A 21,714-nucleotide genomic window follows, 5' to 3' on the forward strand; every position below is an offset into this window, starting at 1 on the left:
GTAATTGCACTTATATACGAAGAATTTAATAGTGTAGAGTGAAGCTATTACCTTTGTAATAAAAATAAAAATTTCCCTTTGTAATCAGTAATATAAATTAAAAAACATGGTTTTAACCTTGTTTTTATAAGACAATCAATAACTTAAAAAACAAATAGAAAATAGTAACAATAGTATTGTAAATTACAAGGTGGTTATACCAATTGGTATGAACACTTAAAGAGGGAATATACTCATATTAATGGTAAGTATAAGATTATTTATTGGGCTTGCTAGATGAGAGTACAAGTTATAATAAAAGAAGAAAATAAGGCACAGATAAGTGTAGTAAAATAGACCTAATAGAGAAAATAAAGGTTGCTGATAGATAGTAGATGATTAATTTATCCTCTATTTATTCAACAACCTTATATAAATTAATTTTTTTGAGCGTTTTTCTTTTTAAACCACGTATACCCTTTGTATACCACTAGCGCAAAAACAACCCAAAAAGTAATATGATAAAAAGTGTGCAGTGAACCATCACCTAATGCGTGGTCTGTATGTGCAAATGCTTGTGCGGTAAATAAGCTTAAAAAACTAATAAATACTGTTAAAACGTTCATAATAAATCCTTAAAGTAATGAGAATAAGTAAAAATAAATAACTGATAGCTTAACTTTAAGCTATCAGTTAGGGTTATCAAAAAACTAACTGTGTAAAAATCAGATCATCAAAAATTAAATTTTCAACATACCTTCTTTTTCAATAAATTCGATTATCTCGGTTAAACCTTGCTTGGTTTTCATATTAGAAAAAATAAACTTCTTATCGCCGCGCATTTTCTTAGTATCTCGGTCCATCACTTCAAGTGAAGCACCAACTAACTCAGCAACATCGATTTTATTAATAATCAATAAGTCCGATTTAGTAATACCAGGACCACCTTTACGAGGTATTTTATCGCCTGCAGAGACATCAATAACATAAATAGTTAAGTCAGATAACTCAGGACTAAAAGTAGCACTTAAGTTGTCACCACCACTTTCAATTAACACAAAGTCTAAATTTGAATGTAATGCTTGTAGCTCATCAATAGCGGCTAAGTTCATTGATGCATCTTCACGAATAGCAGTATGAGGACAACCACCGGTTTCTACCCCCATTATTCTATCTGCTGCTAGCGCATCATTTTTAGTTAAAAACTCAGCATCTTCACGGGTATAAATATCGTTAGTTACAACCGCCATATTATATTTGTCACGTAAGGCTAAACATAACTCGCGTAATAAAGCGGTTTTTCCTGAGCCAACAGGACCACCAACACCAATACGTAAAACTTGTTTTTTCATTCTATATTCTCTTAATGTCTTTTTAAATAAATTGTATTGTTAACCATGATTGCACTTCCAACATCGTAAACTTTAAACAATGTGTTCAAATAATAAGTGTTAATTACAAACAATTACTACGAGCGAAACAGTCGTGAATATTGCGTTTCATGCCAAGCACTTGCCATCGCTAAGTGCGGTAAACTAGTACCTATATCTTCATCGGTTACCTTGTTCGACTTTTCAATAATGGTCTGTGTATTTTCAGTTAACTCAAAGAGTAAATTTTGAGCTTGGGTTTGGCCAAGTGGCACTAACTTGGTAGCAGCCGCAACTTGGTTATCAATGTATGTCCAACAGTAACCACTTTGTGCTGAAATTAAATCCAGCTTAAAAACATACGCACAAAGTGCAAAAGCGCTAACAAAGCTAATTTCTTGTATATCCATTATTACTTGGTAAGGCGTTGTATCAATACTATCAAGTTGCTTAATTAGTCGAATTAACGCTTTACCCATCGCTAAATCAGCCAATAACAACTCATGACTTTCTCGACATGCAATTAACTGTGTGTTCCAAGTACTAAAACCAACTAAATCGTCATTGCTTAAGGTGATAAATAATCGTTTTAAAACGGCTAAATCAGTTTGTGCAATAGACTCTGCTAAATTGATGTTTATCCAACTAGCGGTTGTTTCAGGTGACACTAACCAGCCCATTTCCACTGCATACTCTAGCCCTTGAGAAAACGAAAAACCTCCCACTGGCAGATTAGCACTGCATAGCTGTAAAAGCCTATTCAGTTGAATTGGGTCAGCTTGTGGCTTGCCAAATAACTCAGCGTCTAAAGCTTTAGTGTACGTACTAGTGTGCATGAGAATGTGAGTGCCCATGACTGCCTTTGCTATAAGCACCATTTTCAGGTTCAAAAATAGTTGGCGTATGATCAATGGTTAAACCGTACTTTTCCGCAAGCTCTTCTAATACATAATCAGGTTTAAAGCGCACCCATAATTCACCAATTTGCAATGACGTATGACGATTACCTAAGTGATAGCACACTTTACAAAATGTTAACCAATCGGTTGCTGTTGCGGTTGCTACAGGTTCATTCGCGCCTTTAACTTCTATAAATAAACCACATTCAGTTTTTAATACTTCACCCACTAACAAGGGGTGACCACGTTCCATAAAAATACCAATATCTAAACCATTATCCGTTTTGCCTTTAATACGGGCTTTTTTTCGCGTGTCTTGATCTAATGTAATTGAATCGGCTATTTCACTATGAGTATGATCTAAACGTTCATATGCTTGTAACATGTATTTTCCTAACCTTGCTAATATTCTTTAATAACTAACGATTAATGCTAATGCTTTGTTCAATGAAGAACAATTAAAACAAGCAGTATAATTGTGCGAGAGGCAATGAAGTTGCTGGCTCACAGGTCAATAGCTCACCATTAGCGCGCACTTCATAAGTCTGTGCATCTACTTCAATTTTTGGTTGCCAATCATTATGAATCATATCGTCTTTACCAATATTTCTTGTGTTTTTACAAACACCAACTAAGCGTGTCATACCTATTTTTTCAGGTACACCAGCATCAATTGAAGCTTTAGACATAAAAGTCATTGATGTTTGCGCTGCCGCACTCCCGTGCGCGCCAAACATAGGACGATAATAAACCGGTTGTGGCGTAGGAATCGATGCATTGGCATCCCCCATCGGCGCTGCCGCAATCATGCCAGACTTTAAAATAGTCGCCGGTTTAATCCCAAAAAATGCCGGCTTCCATAATACCAAATCAGCTAATTTACCTACTTCAATTGAGCCAACTTCATGGCTGATACCGTGGCTAATCGCTGGATTGATGGTATATTTTGAAATATAACGCTTGGCACGAAAATTATCATTGCGTTCAGTATCAGGCGCTAAAGGTCCACGCTGCTGCTTCATTTTATGGGCAGTTTGCCAAGTACGCGTGATCATTTCACCAACACGGCCCATTGCTTGAGAATCAGACGAAATCATACTGATAGCACCTAAATCATGCATAATATCTTCAGCGGCAATACTTTCTTTACGGATACGTGAATCTGCAAAGGCAATATCTTCTGGAATTGATGGATTTAAATGGTGACAAACCATTAACATATCCAAATGCTCATCAATAGTATTAACCGTATAAGGTCTTGTTGGGTTAGTTGACGAAGGTAATACATTCGATTCACCACATGCACGGATAATATCAGGTGAATGTCCACCACCAGCGCCTTCCGTATGATAAGTATGAATAGTACGACCTTTAAATGCTGCCAAAGTATCTTCAACAAAACCCGACTCATTTAAAGTATCGGTATGGATAGCAATTTGCACATCATAACGTTCAGCTACCGATAAACAGTTATCAATTGCTGCAGGTGTTGTACCCCAATCTTCATGAAGTTTTAAACCACAAACGCCCGCCTCAATTTGCTCTTCAAGGGCAATAGGTAAACTCGCATTACCTTTACCGAGAAAACCAAAGTTCATCGGGAGATCATTAGTGGCTTGTAGCATTTTATGAATATACCAAGGGCCTGGCGTACAAGTAGTCGCTTTAGTACCTGTTGCAGGGCCTGTTCCGCCACCAATCATGGTAGTAACGCCAGACATTAAGGCTTCATCGACTTGCTGCGGGCAAATAAAGTGAATATGTGCATCAATTCCACCCGCAGTAAGTATTTGTCCTTCACCGGCAATAACTTCGGTGCCTGGGCCTACTTCAATATCAATATTGTCTTGAATATCAGGGTTACCCGCTTTACCGATAATAGCAACACGGCCATCTTTAATACCAACATCGGCCTTAACGATGCCCCAATGATCAAGAATCAGGGCATTGGTAATAACCAAATCTACCGTGTCAGCACAGGATGCTTGGCTTTGTCCCATTCCATCACGAATAACTTTACCACCTCCAAAGGTGATTTCTTCGCCGTATTCCGTAAAATCTTTTTCTACTTCTATCCATAAGTCGGTATCTGCCAAACGAACTCGATCACCAGTGGTCGGTCCGAACATATGTGCATAGGAATGTTTATCAATAGTCGCCATATTATACTTCTCCCTCTAAGCTGCCTTGAATGTCACCACGAAAGCCGAATACGCGGCGTTTGCCACGATAAGCGATTAAAGTCACTTCACGTTCTTGACCGGGTTCAAAGCGAACAGCCGTACTTGAGGTAATATCTAAACGATAACCTCGCGTTAATTCTCGGTCGAATTTAAGTGCACTGTTCACTTCATAAAAATGATAATGTGAGCCAACTTGAATCGGGCGATCACCCGAATTGGCAACGGTTATTTTTAATTGTTCACGGCCGACATTGAGCTCGCGGTTACCACTGTCAGTTTTTATTTCACCAGGGATCATAATGGCTTCTCTCATGATTAACGTTTAACTAAAATCAACTAAATAAATCAATTTTATCAATCGATTAAATAATTGGGTTGTGAACGGTAACAAGCTTAGTTCCATCAGGGAATGTTGCTTCAACTTGTACATCGGTAATTAACTCGGCAACACCTTCCATCACTTGGTCACGCGTTAATAATGTACGACCATAATCCATCATTTCAGCAACGGTTTTACCATCACGGGCACCTTCAACAATTTCCATGGAAATATAAGCCATCGCCTCAGGGTAATTTAATTTTACGCCACGCTTTAAACGTCGCTCAGCTAATAGTGCCGCAGTGAAGAGCAATAACTTGTCTTTTTCTCTTGGTAATAAATCCATACGTTTCTCTGCTTTATGTTAAATTGATAACTATTTATTTAGCGATAATATTATAAATTAAGTATGCCAAACACGTGGGATATTAGCCTCTTTACTAAGGTATAGCGGTCTTATCTTTTGCCATAACTGAATAAAAAGTGCCTTGCACTCTTCCGCATGCTGCCCCAAATAACGTATCACTAATAATTTTCGTATTTGGCTAATACTAATTTTGTGCTCTGCGCCCGCTTCAAGCATACATTCACGTAATTGTTCTACAAGAATTTTATTATCAGCAACACTGAGCAGCTCATCAGGCGCGTAAGCCATAAAGGTCGCAAAGACACTGTGGTTATTTAAACCTGCCACATGCTGATGTATATCATTGTCAGGCTTAATCGCTATTCTATCGTGATACATTAATGTACCTTCACAATACACACGATTTAATTGTGTGTAACTACCTTGTTTAAATAAGTGACCAGCACTAGGCAAACCTAAACAAGTAATATCCCAACCTAAATAAGCGCTATCTTTTGCTAAATGTACATCAACGGTATTAAAGCCATCGGCACCTTCATAAACAATAGTTTCTAATGGAAAGTTTTCACATTTAGCCTGAGTAGCAAGTCTTAGCTCACAATACTGTACTTGTTTAGAGTCGCCAATAGAAAGATCTTCACGAGCACGATAAAAACGATTAGCCCCCGGAGTGGTCACTAAACTATGGGCTTGCTCATTAACTTGAATCTTAATTCGCAGTTCATCCCCAGACACAATGCCCGCTGGTGGATGCAATAAATAGATATGCGCACAATCCCGCCCTTCTGGGTAAAACGCTTTTTGTACGGTTAACGGGCCTTGTCGCTTAGTACGCGTAAGCTGACTACCATTAGCTGTTAAGCTGAATTCTAGAAATAAATTAGCAAGCCATGCATTTTTAGGGACATGAGCGATAGTCGCTACATTATTGATGACATTCTTTTCTGCGCTTGGAGCTAAGGTATTAGATTTATCTTCAATGTTTTCTGTCATTTTTATTGTGGCTACTTTTCAACGTACTTTATAGGCGTTTTCTATTTTATGACTAAAAACGCCCAGAAGTATAGTGTATTACTCGATAAAACAGTGACTTGATTAACGCTTTACAATTAAACGGCTAAATATTTACCAACTAGCTCATCGGTTAATTCAGGCATTGGGCCTGTTGCAATAACATGACCTTTCTCCATTAGTACAAACTCTTCACCCACCGCGCGAGCAAAAGGCAGTTTTTGCTCGACTAAAACAATGGTAATACCATGCTCTTTATTTAATTTTAATAGCACATCACGAATTAATTGCACTATATTAGGCTGAATACCTTCATTCGGCTCATCCAGAATTAAAATATCAGGATTTAAAACTAATGCTCTGGCAATCGCAAGTTGCTGCTGCTGTCCCCCCGACAAATCACCACCACGGCGATGTAGCATTTCTTTTAATACCGGAAACAACTCATAAATATGCTCAGGGATTATCTTGCTTTTTTGGCGCTTACAATTAAGGCTTATTTTTAAATTTTCTTCAACGGTTAACAACGGAAAAATATGACGCCCTTGTGGTACATAGCCAACACCTATTTCTGGACGCGATTCCACTGAGCTTTTCGCCATATCTTTGTCATTGATAACAAGGCTACCTGCACTAATCGGCAACATACCCATAATAACTTGTAACAAGGTCGTTTTACCTACCCCATTGCGCCCCATAATACAGGTACGAGAGCCCTTCTTAATGTTAAGGTTTAAGTCCCATAATATTTGTGTGCCGCCGTATTTTTGATCTACTGAGGTTAACTCAATCATTATGCTTGTGCTCCTACTTCCTGCTCAGCCACATTATTTGCAGCGGTATTATCTTGTCCATCATCTTCACCTAAGTAAACTTTGATAACTTCTGGATTAGCCTGTACTTCTGACATTGTTCCTTCAGCAAGCACTGAGCCTTGATGTAAAACCGTTACTTTTTTAGCAATAGAGCGAACAAAGGCCATATCATGCTCAACCACAATAACTGAATGCTTACCAGCCAACGAAGTCAATAATTCCGCTGTACGTTCAGTTTCTTGTCCTGTCATACCGGCAACGGGTTCATCCACCAATAATACACGTGGCTCAGCTGCCAACAACATGCCTATTTCTAACCATTGTTTTTGACCGTGTGATAAACGACCCGCAGGATAATAAGCCTCTTTAACTAAACCAATGGTTTGTAGAATCTCCCCAATTCTATCTTTTTGTTCGCCGCTTAATTTATGAAATAAAGAAGTCCAAATACCTTTATCACCCGCTAAACTTAGTTCAATATTTTCAAATACAGTTAACGCTTCAAACACCGTTGGCTTTTGGAATTTACGTCCAATACCTGCCCTAGCAATTTCAGACTCATCTAATTGCAGTAAATCAATTTGCTGACCAAAATTCACCTTGCCTTTGTCAGGGCGAATTTTGCCGGTAATAACATCCATCAAGGTTGTTTTACCTGCACCATTAGCACCAATTAAACAGCGTAATTCACCGTCGTTAATATATAAATTCAAATCATTTAACGCTTTAAAGCCTTCAAAACTTACGCTGACATCTTCCACATATAAAATAACGCCGTGTCGCGTATCTGGCTTAATGTTTTCTGTTGCGGTAAGCGGACTACCTGATTTATCAACAATCATTATTTAGCCTCCACTTCTGTTGTTTTTGTCTTATTTTGATCATTTACTTCTTTTACTGCTAACGTTTCTGACTCAGCACTTTTAAACATAGATAATTTATCAAAAAGGTTTGGTAGTAAACCGGCAATCCCTTTAGGTAACAATAACGTGACTAAGACAAAAAGCCCGCCTAATGCAAATAACCATGCTTCTGGCATAATCGCCGTAAAGCGTGTTTTTGCATAACTAACCACAATCGCGCCGATAATTGCGCCGTATAAAGTACAACGCCCGCCAATCGCCACCCAGATAACCATTTCTATTGAGTTAAGCGGTGAGAATTCGCCCGGATTAATAATACCAACTTGTGGTACATATAAGGCGCCAGCGACACCCGCCAACATGGCTGAAACAACAAATATCCATACTTTATAATGTTCAGGTTTATAGCCAACAAAACGAACGCGACTTTCAGCATCACGAGTCGCCGTAACCACACGGCCCATTTTAGAGTTAACAATAAAATTACTGATCCAATAACCAATGCCTAAAGCGACAGCGGTGATCACAAATAAACTGAGCTTGGTGTGTGGATCTTGTAAGGAGAAACCCGCTATTTCTTTAAAATCAGTTAAGCCATTATTACCGCCAAACCCCATTTCATTGCGAAAGAAAGCTAGCATTAAGGCATAAGTCATCGCTTGCGTCATAATAGATAAGTAAACACCACTTACCCGTGAGCGAAATGCCATTGAACCAAAGATATAAGCGAGTAAACCAGGACCAATAAAGACCATGGCGATCATCCACACAATACTGCTAGAGCCAGCCCAAAACCAAGGAAGTTCGGTCCAGCTTAAAAATACCATAAAGTCGGGTAAATCAGGATTTCCATAGACACCTCGGTCGCCAATTTGACGCATAAGGTACATCCCCATGGCATAACCACCTAAAGTGAAGAATGCACCATGTCCCAAACTTAATATGCCGCAATATCCCCAAACAAGGTCAACTGCTAACGCTAGTAAGGCATAGCATAAATACTTACCAAATAAGCTGACGGTGTAATCACTGACATGGAAAAAAGATCCTTCTGCAAAAAATAAATTACATATTGTGACGTAGAGTGTGGCAATAAATAAAGTGCCAACAACAACATGTAAATGGCTTAAGGTTTTGAATATTTTTTGCATTGAAAATGGTTCTTTTGCGTAATTTTCAGTTAATGCGTTCGCTGAGTTAGTTGAGTTAGTCATTAGTCTGCCGCCCTCCCTTTTTGAGGAAATAATCCTTTAGGTCGTTTTTGTATAAACAACACTAAACCAACTAGCACAATAATATTGGCTAATACTGAACCAACTACCGGCTCTAAGAACTTATTAATTGATCCCAAAGACATCGCTGCAACTAAAGTGCCCCACAAGTTACCTACGCCACCAAAGACAACAACCAAGAATGAGTCAATAATATAAGCCTGACCTAAGTTAGGGCCTACGTTGGTTAACTGACTTAATACTACGCCAGCGACACCTGCTATACCTGAGCCTAAACCAAAGGTGATCGCATCAACCCTATCACTTTTAATACTTAATGCTCTGGCCATATCTCGGTTTTGTGAAACCGCTCGAACATGTAAACCTAATGACGATTTTTTCAAAATAAGTAGTAAGGTAAAAAACACCATTAATGAAAAAATAATGATATATAAACGGTTATACGTTAATGAAAAAACGGGATTGATCACCCAAGATCCTGTCATCCATTCAGGCGCTTGTACTTGGCGGTTAAGAGGAGAAAAAATCGTTCGAACTAATTGTTGTAAAATTAATGAAATACCAAAGGTTGCTAACAAGGTTTCTAGTGGACGCCCTTTCAAATAACGAATAACGCCACGTTCGATAATAATACCGACAAAACCTGACACTAAAAATGCAGCCGGCACTGCCATTAATAACGAATATTCAATTAAGTTAGGAAAAGCTAGTTGAATAACATAAGTAGTATAAGCGCCTAGCATCATCATTTCGCCATGAGCCATATTAATAACGCCCATAACCCCAAAGGTGATGGTTAAACCAATAGCTGCAAGTAATAAAACAGAGCCTAAACTTAAACCAAAGAAAATATTTTCAATAATGCCGAAAAAGCTGCGTTTATCTTCAATACTACTAATGACTTTCGTTAAACTTGCAGCTAACGCTTTTTGCTCTGGGGTTTTATTGTTAGTAGGCAACGCTGCTAACATCTTAACCATAGTATTATTTACTGATGGCTCTAAGGTATCTTCAAGCTGAGTAATAGCAGCCATGACCTCGTGATGAGTACCTGTTTTTAATTGATTCAGCAATAAAGTAACATGCATTAATTCACGAACCTCATCATCTGTTTCGGTCGTAATTAACGATTGTATAGCCGCAAGGCCAGATTTTGATGAATTATCAAGTAACTGCTTAACCGCTTGCTCACGCACCGCTTTATTTGGATCTGTTAAATCTATTTTAGCAATAAAACTACGAATATCACCACGTAATCTATTGTTAGTTTTAACCTTTCTAAGTTTAGACTTTTTAACGGGCGCTAACGCTTCTGCTGTTAAAATATTCGTAATGCTGTAAAGAGACTCTTCTTTTAATGCAAGTACAACCGTTTTATCCGTTTTTAGATAATAAAGATCTCCTTCCATCATCGCTTTTAATACACCGCGAGTTTTATCGTTACGCGTTTCTGCTATTTTTTCCAACAAAGGTGACATTTTGTTGAGTTTGGTTGTGGGTAATTGATTCACTAATTGTGACAACGTTGAGTCTGTATGAGTACTTTCAACCGTACTCATATCTTGTGTATTGGCAAGTGCTTGCCAAGATATAATACAACTAAGTAATACAGAGAATAGTCGCTTCATTGCGTATTCCTTCTTAATTTTAAAAACAGACAATTTATACTTATACTCAAAGAATTCTGTCACTAACCTGCGCTTGGTTTAGGTTAAAAGTGCTTTGAGTATAAAATGTGCCAGCGGCTTATCGCTCTTAATAGAATAAAAAAACCCAGCTACCAAAAGAGGAGGTAGCTGAGTAAGGTTCAACGGAGCTTAGAAACTTTGTCCTGAACATTTAGCGGTTGTTACATCAAAATTCCCGCATTTTACTGGCGCTGTCCAATCTGAAATCAAGTTTTTTGAACTTGGTAAAAAGTCTGACCATGCATCACCAATAACAGTACCCGGTGTTTCTGAAACCACTTCAAACTGACCATCTTCTTGAATTTCGCCAATAAGTACCGGCTTAGATAAATGATGGTTCGCATTCATTACCGCAATACCACCTGTTAAATTAGGTACAGCAATACCAATAAGACCTTGTTCAACAGCATCAACATCTGTAGTACCAACTTTTTCTACTGCTTTTGCCCACATTTTAAAACCGATGTAAGTCGCTTCCATTGGGTCATTAGTGACACGTTTGTCATCACCAATATATTTTTTCCAGTTAGCAATAAATTCTTCATTTTCATCAGTTTCAACACTTTGGAAGTAATTCCAAGCAGCTAAGTGACCAACAAGTGGTTTAGCATCAAAACCAGAAAGCTCTTCTTCACCAACAGAGAAAGCAACAACAGGAATATCTTCCGCAGAAATACCTTGGTTACCTAGCTCTTTATAGAAAGGAATATTTGCATCACCATTAATCGTTGAAACAACCGCTGTTTTTTTACCTTCAGAGCCAAACTTTTTAATATCTGACACAATACCTTGCCAATCAGAATGACCAAATGGTGTATAGCTGATCATAATATCTTCGTCTTTAACCCCTTTAGACTTTAAATATGCTGCTAAAATTTTATTTGTTGTACGTGGGTAAACATAATCAGTACCTGCTAACACCCAACGTGTCGCACCAATTTCATCCATTAAATACTCAACTGCAGGAATCGCTTGTTGATTCGGCGCAGCACCGGTATAGAAAACATTTTTAGATGATTCTTCACCTTCATATTGCACTGGGTAAAATAACAAACCGTTTAACTCTTCAAGTACTGGTAATGCCGACTTACGAGAAACTGACGTCCAACAACCAAAAATAACATCAACTTTGTCTTTCGCTAATAATTCACGTGATTTCTCCGCAAACAATGGCCAGTTAGAAGCAGGATCAACCACAACAGCTTCTAGTTTTTTACCTAATAAACCGCCGGCTTTGTTTTGCTCTTCAATCATCATTAAAACGGTATCTTTTAATGTTGTTTCAGAAATAGCCATAGTGCCTGAAAGTGAATGTAATACACCCACTTTGATGGTATCTGCAGCCATAGTCACTTGCGCAACTAAACTACTCGCTATAATTGAACTGGCTAAAATCAGCTTTTTAAATTTCATCTTGTTATCCTTTATTTTTGTTTTTCATTTCGAATAAGGCGTACTAAAAATATCGGTACGCATTAACGTGGAAAGTTTTCTAAAGAGCGATTACTTCGCTCTTTGTCTTAAGCATTTACTAAAAAGTAATCAGTGCTTCAACAGCGAATGAGTTCACATCAACATCGTTCACTTCATCCATACGGTATTCAAACACCATTAATAAGTTGTCATTTACTACGTAGCTTGGTGAAATAGTGATACCTGTTGCGTCTTCAAACATTGCGCCACTCTCGTCTTCAATTTCCCAGTCGTTGTAACGCAGTGTTAAGCCAACTTTCTCAGTTATGGCATAGTTAGCCATCACTAAATAACCACTTGCGTCACTGCCTTCAAATGCACTGTCTTCAGCAGTGTTATATTCCACAGCCAAAGTTAATGCGTCTTTTGAATAGCTGGCCCAGGTGTTAATTAATTCAACATCGCCATCTTTTGAATAAAAACCTTTAATGGTAATTTCATCTGTTGGCATTAACGCCAGCATAGTTTCAATACCTGGATGTTCTGAATCTGTTGATTGTGGACCAGCCAAATCATTTACAACCGACACAGCTACAGCAAATTTATCGCCACTATAAAGCCCTGAAACGCCTTGTTGATAATAACCATAAAAGTATTTGGCATAGCCAGTACCAGAATATTGAAATAATCCAGTAGGCTCTTCTGTTTCCCAACCTGAGTAACTTAAAAAACGACCGGCTTTAACACTAAAGTTATCGGTTAACGCGTACGTAATAAAGGCCTGCTCAAGATCGACACCTTCATCAGCATTTTGATATTCAATATCAACATTAGCGGTTAACTTGTTGCCAAAATCATAACCAACATTAATTTCTACTTGATCAAGGCCAGCATCATGCGTTGACTCGCCACCATCTGTATCAGTAGCGTAATAAGACATATCAATGAAACCACTGATGCTTAATGGATCTTTTTTCTCTTCTGCTTGCACTGATGTCGCGCCAAGTGAAAGTAGTAATATCGCAGCTACGGGTGTTAATTTAGTAAATAATTTCATGCTAAGTTTCCATGTTAAAAAATGAATAAACGTGTTTTGGTTATCTTTTTAGTTGATAACTCTCAACTCATGTATATCTTGAACTGGGTTTAGTATGTCGGTTATCGTCAAGGACTAATATTCGCAAAAGCGCGCAAAGGACTACGCATAACTACGCATATTTTTTTTAGTGCATTTATGTATGATGGCGCTCGCGTGTAAAACTGTAGATACGATTTTTTACGTTGATCTGTTAACCTTAAAGCTTATTTTTCACTATTTTCCTTGAGCTGCTTTAATTGGGCATAGCAAAATAAAAACGGTTTTATGTAAACCAACCATATGAGTAAGTTATTTTTATATGCAGTCGAATCAAAAAATATTACCAACGCGAAGAATCTACAATAAGCTTGTTGCTAACGAGATGATGGAAGATTTTGCTTTGCGCTTTACCGCAAGGCGAGCAAGACGATGGTCACTCAGTAGAATTGCTATCACCGCACTTGGTATTGTTTCTTTTCTGGTTTTAGAAGCTATTGGAGGCGCGATCACACTGAACTATGGTTTTACCAACTCTGTATGGGCTATTCTAGCGGTCGTATTGGTTATTTTCTTTACCGGTTTACCGATCAGCTATTATGCCGCTAAATATGGTGTCGATATTGACTTACTCAGTCGAGGTGCGGGGTTTGGTTATATTGGTTCAACCATCGCTTCCTTAATTTATGCGTCCTTTACGTTTATATTTTTTGCTCTCGAAGCCGCCGTAATGGCAATGGCACTAAAAATTTCACTTGGCATTCCCCTCAGTATTGGCTATATCATCAGTGCAGTAGTGGTCATTCCATTAGTCACACATGGCATTGCCTATATCAGTCGCTTTCAAGTATGGACTCAGCCATTATGGGTTGTTCTGCAATGCTTGCCTTTGTATTTTGTCTTCAGCCATGAAGATAGCCAACTGCAAGGCTGGTTTAACTTTAACGGGCTAGCGGGAGAGCAAGGCGGATCTTTTGATATTTTACTTTTTGGTGCCGCCTCAGCAGTATTACTTGCCTTAGTTGCGCAAATTGGTGAACAAGTCGATTTTTTACGTTTTTTGCCTGAAAAACCTAAAAAGAATGCTTGGCGCTGGTGGTGCGCACTTATTGCCGCGGGGCCTGGCTGGATTATATTTGGTGCCTTAAAATTATTACTTGGTTCATTTTTGGCTTATCTTGCTTTACAACAAGGTATTCCCGCTGATGTGGCTAGTAACCCTGCTCACATGTATCAACTAGCCTTTGGTTATGTTTTTGATAATGTAGATTTAGTTATTCTGTTTTCTTGTTCTTTTGTCATCATTTCACAATTAAAAATTAATGTCGCTAATGCTTATGCCGGCTCCTTAGCTTGGTCTAATTTTTTCTCCCGTGTTACACATAACCACCCTGGTCGTGTTGTATGGATGGTTTTTAATGTTGCTATTGCCTTATTACTGATGGAGTTAGGCATTTACCAAACCATTGAAAGTATGCTGTCAGTGTATTCAGTATTAGTCTTGGCTTGGCTCAATTCTGTGGTAGCAGACTTAGTTATTAATAAACCTTTAGGCATAAGCCCCAAACATATCGAATTTAAACGCTCACATTTATACGACATTAATCCTGTTGGCGTTGGTTCAATGTTAATAGCGTCGGTAGTTGGTTTTACTGCACATTTTGGCTGGTATGGTGAAACAGTAAAAGCACTCGCTTCGTTTATTGCTTGTGGCTTACCCTTTATCACAGTGCCATTGATAGGCTGGTTAACTAAAGGTAAGTTCTATTTAATTGATGAGAACAGAGACGAAATAACCAGTATTACCCAATGCCATATTTGTGAAAATAGTTTTGATCAAGAAGACATGACCTTTTGTCCTGCCTACGGCAAAGCCATTTGTTCTTTATGTTGCTCTTTAGATGTACGCTGTGGCGACCAATGCCGCACAGAAGCAACATTATCTAAACAGTCTTATCGTTTATTTAAGCGTTTTTTTAGTGATGCCTTATTAAGTAAACTGTCGACTCCATTAGTACACTTTATTGCCGTCACCATTGCCCTGAGTTGTATTGGCGCAGCTATTATTTTTCTTATTTATGTCCAACTGCCAATGGAAAATAATGAAATTAGAGCTGTTTTTGCCAATACCCTGATTAAAATATTTTTTGTGCTCGTTATTATTATCGGCGTAGTCAGTTGGCTATTTATATTAGCCCGTAGCAGTAATGTTTTAGCGATGCGAGAATTACGCTCGCAAACCAAAGCATTAGCTGACGAATCGAACGCCCATGAAAAAACAGCATTAGCACTGCAAGACGCCAAAGAAATAGCTGAAGCCGCCAACAATGCTAAAAGTCGTTATCTTGCTGGCTTAAGCCATGAATTAAGAACGCCATTAAATGTATTATTAGGTTATGCACAATTATTAAGTCAAGATCAAGAGCTTCCTGCAAGGCAGCGTGAAACATTAGCGATTGTAAAGCGTAATGGGGAGCATTTAGCGGATTTAATTGAAGGATTATTAGAGATATCTAAAATTGAAGCGGGTCGAGTCACTCTGCAACGAGATGAATTTAACTTGAAGGCTATTTTGCAACAATTAGTTGATATGTTTCAAATGCAAGCAAACCAAAAAGGCATCAAATTTCATTACATTACCCAAGAGTCTGTACCTGATTATGTTGCAGCAGATAAACAACGTTTTCGCCAAATTCTGATTAATTTAATTTCTAATGCCATTAAGTATACCGCCCAAGGTTCAATAATATTTGAAGTGAGTTATCGTAGCCAAGTAGCCAGTTTTAGTATCACTGACACCGGCGTAGGTATCTCTCAAGAGAACCAAGAGTTGATATTCAAGCCGTTTGAGCAGGTACGAAATTCTCATTCACAAGCCGTTGGCGGTACAGGATTAGGCTTAACCATTTCCCGCTCACTTGCGGAGTTAATGGGCGGGGAAATAACCTTAGCGAGCACTTTAGGTCAAGGCTCAACCTTCACATTTCGCTTAATGCTATCATCAATTAGTCGAAAACAAAGTGAACCTGAATATGCTAAAACCAAGGCTATTGGCTATGATGGCAGCCGACAACATATTTTAGTAGTTGATGACGATGAAAATCAACGACGTTTAATGCACGATTTACTATCTCCTTTAGGCTTTACCTTTTTTAGTGCTGCAGATGCCAATGAAGGTTTTGATATACTGGAAAAAAATCATATTGATTTAATTTTACTTGATGTGCAAATGCCAGTAATGAATGGCTGGGCAATGTTAAAACAGTTACGCGAAAGCAGGTATTTAATGCCAATTATTATGGTATCAGCTAATGCCAGAGACGCCGAGTTCAATTTACAGGCTGAAGGTTACCACAATGATTACATTGCCAAACCAGTAAACCTTGATACTTTATTAGGAAAAATAGGTACCTTTTTAGAGTTAAATTGGCAATACCAAGATATACAGCCAACTGATAAATCGACTGAAAATGTTAAATATGGCACTAAGCCTTTAGCAAAAGAGTCAGAGTATCAAGCATTAATCGCTATGGCCGAAATTGGATATTTATCAGGCTTTAAAGAAAAACTGTTAGAATTAAAAGAACACTATTATTTACCTGCCGTGGTCGACATACAATTAAAAGAGTATATTGAGCTGTGTAATTTCCCTGCAATTATTCAATATTTAAATGAGTTAAAACATGAGTAGTAAAATTAGCGATATTGTTCTGGTAGTTGATGATTCACCTGAATCCTTAGGTATGCTAAATGCTGCCTTAAATACCCAGGGCTATACCGCGTTAGTGGCATTAAACGGTGTTCAGGCATTAGCTATTATTGATAAAGTAGAGCCCGACGTTATTCTATTAGATGCGGTAATGCCCGAAATGGATGGTTTCGAAACCTGTAAAAGGCTAAAAAAATTACTGCCTCATACACCTATTATTTTTATGACTGGCCTTACAGATATTGAAGATGTTGTTAAAGGGTTTGAAGCTGGCGGTATTGATTATGTGACTAAGCCGATATCTCCCGACGAAGTAATTGCCCGCATAAAAACACATGTACAAACAGCAAAACAAGCATTAAGCGCGCAAAACGCTTTAGATCATGCAGGTAAAAATGTTTTTTGTGTGAGTAAACAAGGTAGATTATCTTGGGCTACTCCCTATGTTCATGAGTTTATTGACCAAATATCAACTATTGATAACAGTCCATGGGCAACATTAGCCCCTATAATTGAAGCATGGTTATCTAGTGATCATCAGAAAAATTTAGTTATTAAAAACTTTAGTGAAGCGGTAACTATTTTTTATGAACGTCAACAGGAAGATATGCACTTATTAAGTATAGTTAAAACCAAACAAGATAAGTCCCCCGTCGATTTACAACAAGCGCTCCCTGTTACTAAACGTGAATCTGAAGTTTTATATTGGGTTTCTTACGGTAAAACTAGCTGGGAAATATCTCAAATTTTAACAATGAGCCCTAGGACAGTAAACAAACACCTAGAGCAAATTTATAAGAAATTAGGCGTTGAAAACCGCACATCTGCAGCAGCAATATCTATTCGTATTCTAGAAGCAGAATAAATACTCCAACGACTAACATCTTCACTAAATTGATAGCTAAATCGATAGTTAAATCGATAGTTAAATCGATAGTTAAATCGATAGCTAAATCGACAGTTAATGAACTCCGTTATCACTTAACGTTTCATGGTGATGTGTTTTTTTATTTGTACTTTGTGCGTCTTTGGCTAGATCCTCAACATGAATAATTGGTTGATTTCTAACACACATAAGAACTTCATTAAATAACTGACATGTACCTTTAAACAAGTCACCATCACCATTAGTATAAGAACATTGTTCTATTTTGTGCATATTTTCACAGGCCTGCCAAGGTGCCGTATGAGTATGAGAGTCATGAGCACTTGCCAGCTTGCTGCTACATAACGTAATAATAAACAGGCTTAGACATAAGTTAATCAATTTGATCACAGTGCTGTCTCCCCGTTGAAACAACCAATAAATAAGTTTTCTCCAGGACCGGCAGCGTGATAATGATAACCACGAACATCATCGCTATGTCCGCGACAAGAGTCTAAATCACTCTCTTCTTCATTATTTTCATCTAACATTGTATGGATTGCGTAACCATCAAGTGCATAACCAAAAGCACCACCATGACCGTCAGCTTCAAAGGCAACCGCAGGGCAAGAGCCTTCACCATGATTAGCACCATGGTAATGGTAACCCGCAAATGGATTTACATGACCAACGCAATCGTCAAATGCAGCAATAGTATAAGCCCCCAAAATAGCTTCCGTCGGCGCAGCAGCATCCAAGGTTACGCCATTAAATGCCACACCAATGCTATCTCGACCAACTGACGCAGGACTATCTCGTGGCACAGGTGTTGTTGGAATTAAAAAGGTCGACGAAATACCTTCACCATCATCACCGCTGTAATAACTAATTTCACATTGCACACAAAAGTTATTATATTCTTCAGCGACATCTGGTCTTGCAGCCGCTTCGCATGCAATTTGTGTATCGGTAATGTTAACTTCACCGGTGGCTTCATTGTATAACTGCCAAGTACTATCACCGTAAAAGGTATCTAAATTAGTAATAAACTCGCCAGTAAGATCATATAACACACCATCATCAAACCATTTGCCAGCATCGGCTGCTTCAGTGGAAGTCGTTTCTGGACAAAATGGCCCTAGCACCGTTCTATCTGAAGGAAAGCCACTCACCGTAATAGAGTAACAAGTCGATTCCTCACCGTTTGATAACGTACAAGCGACTTCGGTTACCGATTCAGTTAACGAGGCTTCAAATCTGGTAGTATCAACTAAATAATTGCCTGACTCATTATCATCTTCAACAACAACTTGCGTTAATTCTTCAGTTTCATTTTGTGAATCACTACTACCGCAGCTAAAAAGCAATAAACTACTAACGACAGGAACACACAAGGTAACTGCTTTTTTTGCAAAAGATTGGGGGATATAAATTTTACGCATAAGGACGCTCTCATTATTTGTTTAAATAATGATATCTAATGATTGTGCAAAGAATATGCAAAACAAGAAAAATAATAAAATTAACTATTTTTTTATTAACGAACTATGCTTTGTATAGCACCACAATTGGCCTGTAGTAATATTTATGCCCGTAACATTATGCTTTTATCTTACTTATAAATCATTGACAGCACTGCAATCAAAATCCCCCTATCTGCTCACTATCTATACATTTGTTTATTGTTATAAGACTAATGTTTATTTTTACTTTATAGTATTAGCGAACAATACTGGCAGCATTTAGAAAGTAATTACTCCTGAGTTTTTAAGGTACTGCTCGCGTTAAGCTGCTACGCGATAAAGTTGCTATGCTAACTGTCATAATCAGCCAGCTATCCTAATTCGTCAGCTGCCATTTTTAAAAGTCATCATGTCACAATAGGAATATTATGTTTAAAAAGAAAATATTACTAACCATAACGGCCTTACTGCTAAGTAACGCCACTTATGCAAAACAATTAACAGTTGAAGAATTACGTATTGAAAATGCAACAATTAAAATGCCCGAGGTAATGAAGACTTTTACCACTAATATTGATGATTTTAAACACGCATGGCAAGAAGCTGATAGTTATCAAAAGGCTAAGAACATAACAATATTACACGCTCAAAAGCTCTGGTTAGACGCAAAAAACAAAGTACAATCGGCAGCAACACTCGACGATCGTCCTTTATACTGGGCTCGACTGCTTGCAAGTAAAGTTATTCGCTCAAATTCGCCATCATTCGAGCTTTCTATGCAGCAAACACAGGCTTTATTAACCTTGTTTGAACAAGGCTCCAGAGGACAAATGGATCTTGAGTATACGCAAGCCACTCATAAAAAAATATTATTAACCGGGTTCGACCCATTCTTGCTTGATAAAAATATTAACCAAAGTAACCCTTCAGGTATTGCTGCATTAAAGCTTGATGGTCAAGTAATAACCTATCAAGGTATTACAGCTGAAATTAACACCGTTATGATCCCTGTTCGCTATAAAGATTTTGATGAAGGGCTCATCGAATCATTGCTTGCGCCCTATTACGCACTAAATAATGTAGATATGATTGTAACCGTGAGTATGGGGCGTAAAGAATTTGATTTAGAGCGTTTTCCTGGCAAACGCCGAAGTGTAACAGCACCCGATAATTTAAATATTCTTTCCGGCGGTACTAAAGAAGCCCCCATCATTTCCAAACTTCATAATAAACCATTACCTGGTGAAGAATTTGTGCTTTTTAGTCTTCCTATAAAGCAAATGCAGCTTGCTAAAGGCCCTTATAAAGTCATTGATAATCATAAAGTCACCAGTATTGATGAGTCACTCAAGCCAAAAGATATTGAGCCTCATACCCTGTCACAACTTAATGGTCATATCGCGGTTAACGGCTCAGGTGGTGGTTATTTATCAAATGAAATTTCATATCGTAGTATAAGATTAAGAGATCAGCTCAACTCGAATATCCCAACAGGTCATATACATACGCCTAGAATTCAACAATTTGAACCAGAGATTGAAGCGAAAATAGTGCAGCAAATTCGCACCATGCTCGAGCTATCATTAGAAGCGATTTAACCTTTCTGCATAAAGTTATGATGTAAAAGGCGAATAAATTCGCCCCTACGGTGAGGATTTTCAAATTGTTCATTTGTTATTTGCTGTAGAGACGTTTGTAAGGGCGTTTGTAGGGGCGACTTCTGTCGCCTGAACACAATACACACCAATAACGCCGTATTATGTTATACCTCATTAATGGGCGAATAAATTCGCCCCTACAATGATGATTTTCAACGCCTTTGTAGGGCACTTTCTTTATCGAGCGAATAAATTCGCCCCTACAATGATGATTTTCAACGCCTTTGTAGGGCACTTTCTTTATCGGGCGAATAAATTCGCCCCTACGGTGATGAAAATCAATTTATTCTTGGTGCGATATTTGAAGAAGAAAAAACCGACATAAAAGTCGGTTTTTTTATAAGCTTATTATGGGTTTTATATAAAAATATAGCGCCTCATACCATAAACCTAAAACGGCATTTTCATCCCTGGTGGTAATTGCATACCGCCAGTTAATGCGCCCATTTTTTCTTTATTTTGTTCCTCTACACGACGCACAGCATCATTTACTGCAGCAGCAAGTAGATCTTCAATAAGATCTTTGTCATCTTCCATTAAGCTATCATCAAGCTCAACTTTACGTACACTATGGCTACCAGTCATAGTCACTTTAACCATACCTGCACCAGACTCACCTACCACTTCCATTCTTGCAAGTTCTTCTTGAGCCTTTTGCATTTTTTCTTGCATTTGTTGGGCTTGCTTCATCAAATTGCCCATACCGCCTTTCATCATTACTATCTCCGATAAGTTATTTTAAAAATGGTTAAAAATATTTGTTACTCGTATTATACCAATATGGTGGCAAAGCAACATTTTAAAA

Annotated in this window: 20 protein-coding genes; 3 read left to right on the forward strand and 17 right to left on the reverse strand. The window is 38.1% G+C overall.

Features of this window, described 5'->3' with window-relative positions:
* Positions 1 to 416 precede the first annotated feature (416 nt).
* From KO509_RS06755 to KO509_RS06820, 14 genes are all read right to left on the reverse strand, one after another.
* Positions 417 to 605, reverse strand: coding sequence for a hypothetical protein (locus KO509_RS06755; protein ID WP_215972529.1), 189 nt, complete (start codon positions 603 to 605; stop codon positions 417 to 419).
* A 114-nt stretch (positions 606 to 719) separates the two neighbouring features.
* On the reverse strand, positions 720 to 1,331 hold the full coding sequence (gene ureG, locus KO509_RS06760; RefSeq protein ID WP_215972530.1) for an urease accessory protein UreG: 612 nt from the start codon (positions 1,329 to 1,331) through the stop codon (positions 720 to 722).
* Positions 1,332 to 1,447: 116 nt separating this feature from the next.
* Positions 1,448 to 2,185, reverse strand: a complete 738-nt coding sequence (locus KO509_RS06765) for an urease accessory UreF family protein (RefSeq protein WP_215972531.1) — start codon at positions 2,183 to 2,185, stop codon at positions 1,448 to 1,450.
* Positions 2,175 to 2,633 (reverse strand): urease accessory protein UreE, encoded by a 459-nt coding sequence (locus KO509_RS06770; RefSeq protein WP_215972532.1) that lies wholly within the window; start codon positions 2,631 to 2,633, stop codon positions 2,175 to 2,177. Before KO509_RS06770 ends, KO509_RS06765 begins: the two co-directional genes overlap by 11 nt.
* A 73-nt stretch (positions 2,634 to 2,706) precedes the next feature.
* Positions 2,707 to 4,410: an urease subunit alpha gene (ureC, locus tag KO509_RS06775; protein ID WP_215972533.1), complete on the reverse strand. Its 1,704-nt coding sequence runs from the start codon at positions 4,408 to 4,410 to the stop codon at positions 2,707 to 2,709.
* 1 nt (position 4,411) lies between these two features.
* The gene (locus KO509_RS06780) at positions 4,412 to 4,729 is read right to left on the reverse strand and encodes an urease subunit beta (RefSeq protein ID WP_215972554.1); all 318 of its coding nucleotides are present in this window, start codon (positions 4,727 to 4,729) and stop codon (positions 4,412 to 4,414) included.
* 64 nt (positions 4,730 to 4,793) lie between these two features.
* The gene (ureA, locus tag KO509_RS06785) at positions 4,794 to 5,096 is read right to left on the reverse strand and encodes an urease subunit gamma (RefSeq protein ID WP_215972534.1); all 303 of its coding nucleotides are present in this window, start codon (positions 5,094 to 5,096) and stop codon (positions 4,794 to 4,796) included.
* 57 nt (positions 5,097 to 5,153) lie between these two features.
* Positions 5,154 to 6,110 (reverse strand): urease accessory protein UreD, encoded by a 957-nt coding sequence (locus KO509_RS06790; RefSeq protein ID WP_215972535.1) that lies wholly within the window; start codon positions 6,108 to 6,110, stop codon positions 5,154 to 5,156.
* Positions 6,111 to 6,226: 116 nt separating this feature from the next.
* A complete protein-coding gene (gene urtE, locus KO509_RS06795) occupies positions 6,227 to 6,922 on the reverse strand; it encodes an urea ABC transporter ATP-binding subunit UrtE (RefSeq protein ID WP_159821339.1) in 696 nt (231 codons plus the stop codon).
* Positions 6,922 to 7,785: an urea ABC transporter ATP-binding protein UrtD gene (gene urtD, locus KO509_RS06800; RefSeq protein WP_215972536.1), complete on the reverse strand. Its 864-nt coding sequence runs from the start codon at positions 7,783 to 7,785 to the stop codon at positions 6,922 to 6,924. The genes urtE and urtD overlap by 1 nt, the downstream gene beginning before the upstream one ends.
* Entirely contained in the window at positions 7,785 to 8,957 is a 1,173-nt protein-coding gene (urtC, locus tag KO509_RS06805; RefSeq protein ID WP_215972555.1) for an urea ABC transporter permease subunit UrtC, read from the reverse strand. The genes urtD and urtC overlap by 1 nt, the downstream gene beginning before the upstream one ends.
* Before the next feature lie 62 nt (positions 8,958 to 9,019).
* Entirely contained in the window at positions 9,020 to 10,666 is a 1,647-nt protein-coding gene (gene urtB / locus KO509_RS06810) for an urea ABC transporter permease subunit UrtB (RefSeq protein ID WP_215972537.1), read from the reverse strand.
* A gap of 189 nt (positions 10,667 to 10,855) precedes the next feature.
* Complete coding sequence (gene urtA, locus KO509_RS06815) at positions 10,856 to 12,139, reverse strand: urea ABC transporter substrate-binding protein (protein WP_215972538.1); 1,284 nt, start codon at positions 12,137 to 12,139, stop codon at positions 10,856 to 10,858.
* A gap of 118 nt (positions 12,140 to 12,257) precedes the next feature.
* Entirely contained in the window at positions 12,258 to 13,196 is a 939-nt protein-coding gene (locus KO509_RS06820) for a porin (protein WP_215972539.1), read from the reverse strand.
* A 340-nt stretch (positions 13,197 to 13,536) separates the two neighbouring features.
* Here KO509_RS06820 and KO509_RS06825 point away from each other — a divergent pair, with 340 nt between their 5' ends.
* Both KO509_RS06825 and KO509_RS06830 read left to right on the forward strand, forming a co-directional pair.
* Positions 13,537 to 16,905 carry an ATP-binding protein gene (locus tag KO509_RS06825; protein ID WP_215972540.1) on the forward strand — a complete coding sequence of 1,123 codons (3,369 nt, stop codon included), beginning with the start codon at positions 13,537 to 13,539 and terminating at the stop codon, positions 16,903 to 16,905.
* Positions 16,898 to 17,788 (forward strand): DNA-binding response regulator, encoded by an 891-nt coding sequence (locus tag KO509_RS06830; protein ID WP_215972541.1) that lies wholly within the window; start codon positions 16,898 to 16,900, stop codon positions 17,786 to 17,788. The genes KO509_RS06825 and KO509_RS06830 overlap by 8 nt, the downstream gene beginning before the upstream one ends.
* Before the next feature lie 96 nt (positions 17,789 to 17,884).
* Here KO509_RS06830 and KO509_RS06835 read toward each other — a convergent pair whose 3' ends face one another.
* Together KO509_RS06835 and KO509_RS06840 are read right to left on the reverse strand one after the other, a co-directional pair.
* Positions 17,885 to 18,199, reverse strand: a complete 315-nt coding sequence (locus KO509_RS06835) for a hypothetical protein (protein WP_215972542.1) — start codon at positions 18,197 to 18,199, stop codon at positions 17,885 to 17,887.
* Positions 18,196 to 19,230 (reverse strand): YHYH protein, encoded by a 1,035-nt coding sequence (locus KO509_RS06840; protein ID WP_215972543.1) that lies wholly within the window; start codon positions 19,228 to 19,230, stop codon positions 18,196 to 18,198. Before KO509_RS06840 ends, KO509_RS06835 begins: the two co-directional genes overlap by 4 nt.
* A 449-nt stretch (positions 19,231 to 19,679) precedes the next feature.
* Between KO509_RS06840 and KO509_RS06845 the strand changes: the two genes are divergently transcribed.
* Positions 19,680 to 20,849: a hypothetical protein gene (locus tag KO509_RS06845; protein WP_215972544.1), complete on the forward strand. Its 1,170-nt coding sequence runs from the start codon at positions 19,680 to 19,682 to the stop codon at positions 20,847 to 20,849.
* A gap of 450 nt (positions 20,850 to 21,299) precedes the next feature.
* Here the strand turns inward: KO509_RS06845 and KO509_RS06850 are convergent, their stop codons facing one another.
* Positions 21,300 to 21,626, reverse strand: a complete 327-nt coding sequence (locus tag KO509_RS06850; protein ID WP_215972545.1) for a YbaB/EbfC family nucleoid-associated protein — start codon at positions 21,624 to 21,626, stop codon at positions 21,300 to 21,302.
* Between the last annotated feature and the right edge of the window lie 88 nt (positions 21,627 to 21,714).

It is taken from the genome of Colwellia sp. C2M11 (genome assembly GCF_018860915.1).
GTDB lineage: Bacteria > Pseudomonadota > Gammaproteobacteria > Enterobacterales > Alteromonadaceae > Colwellia.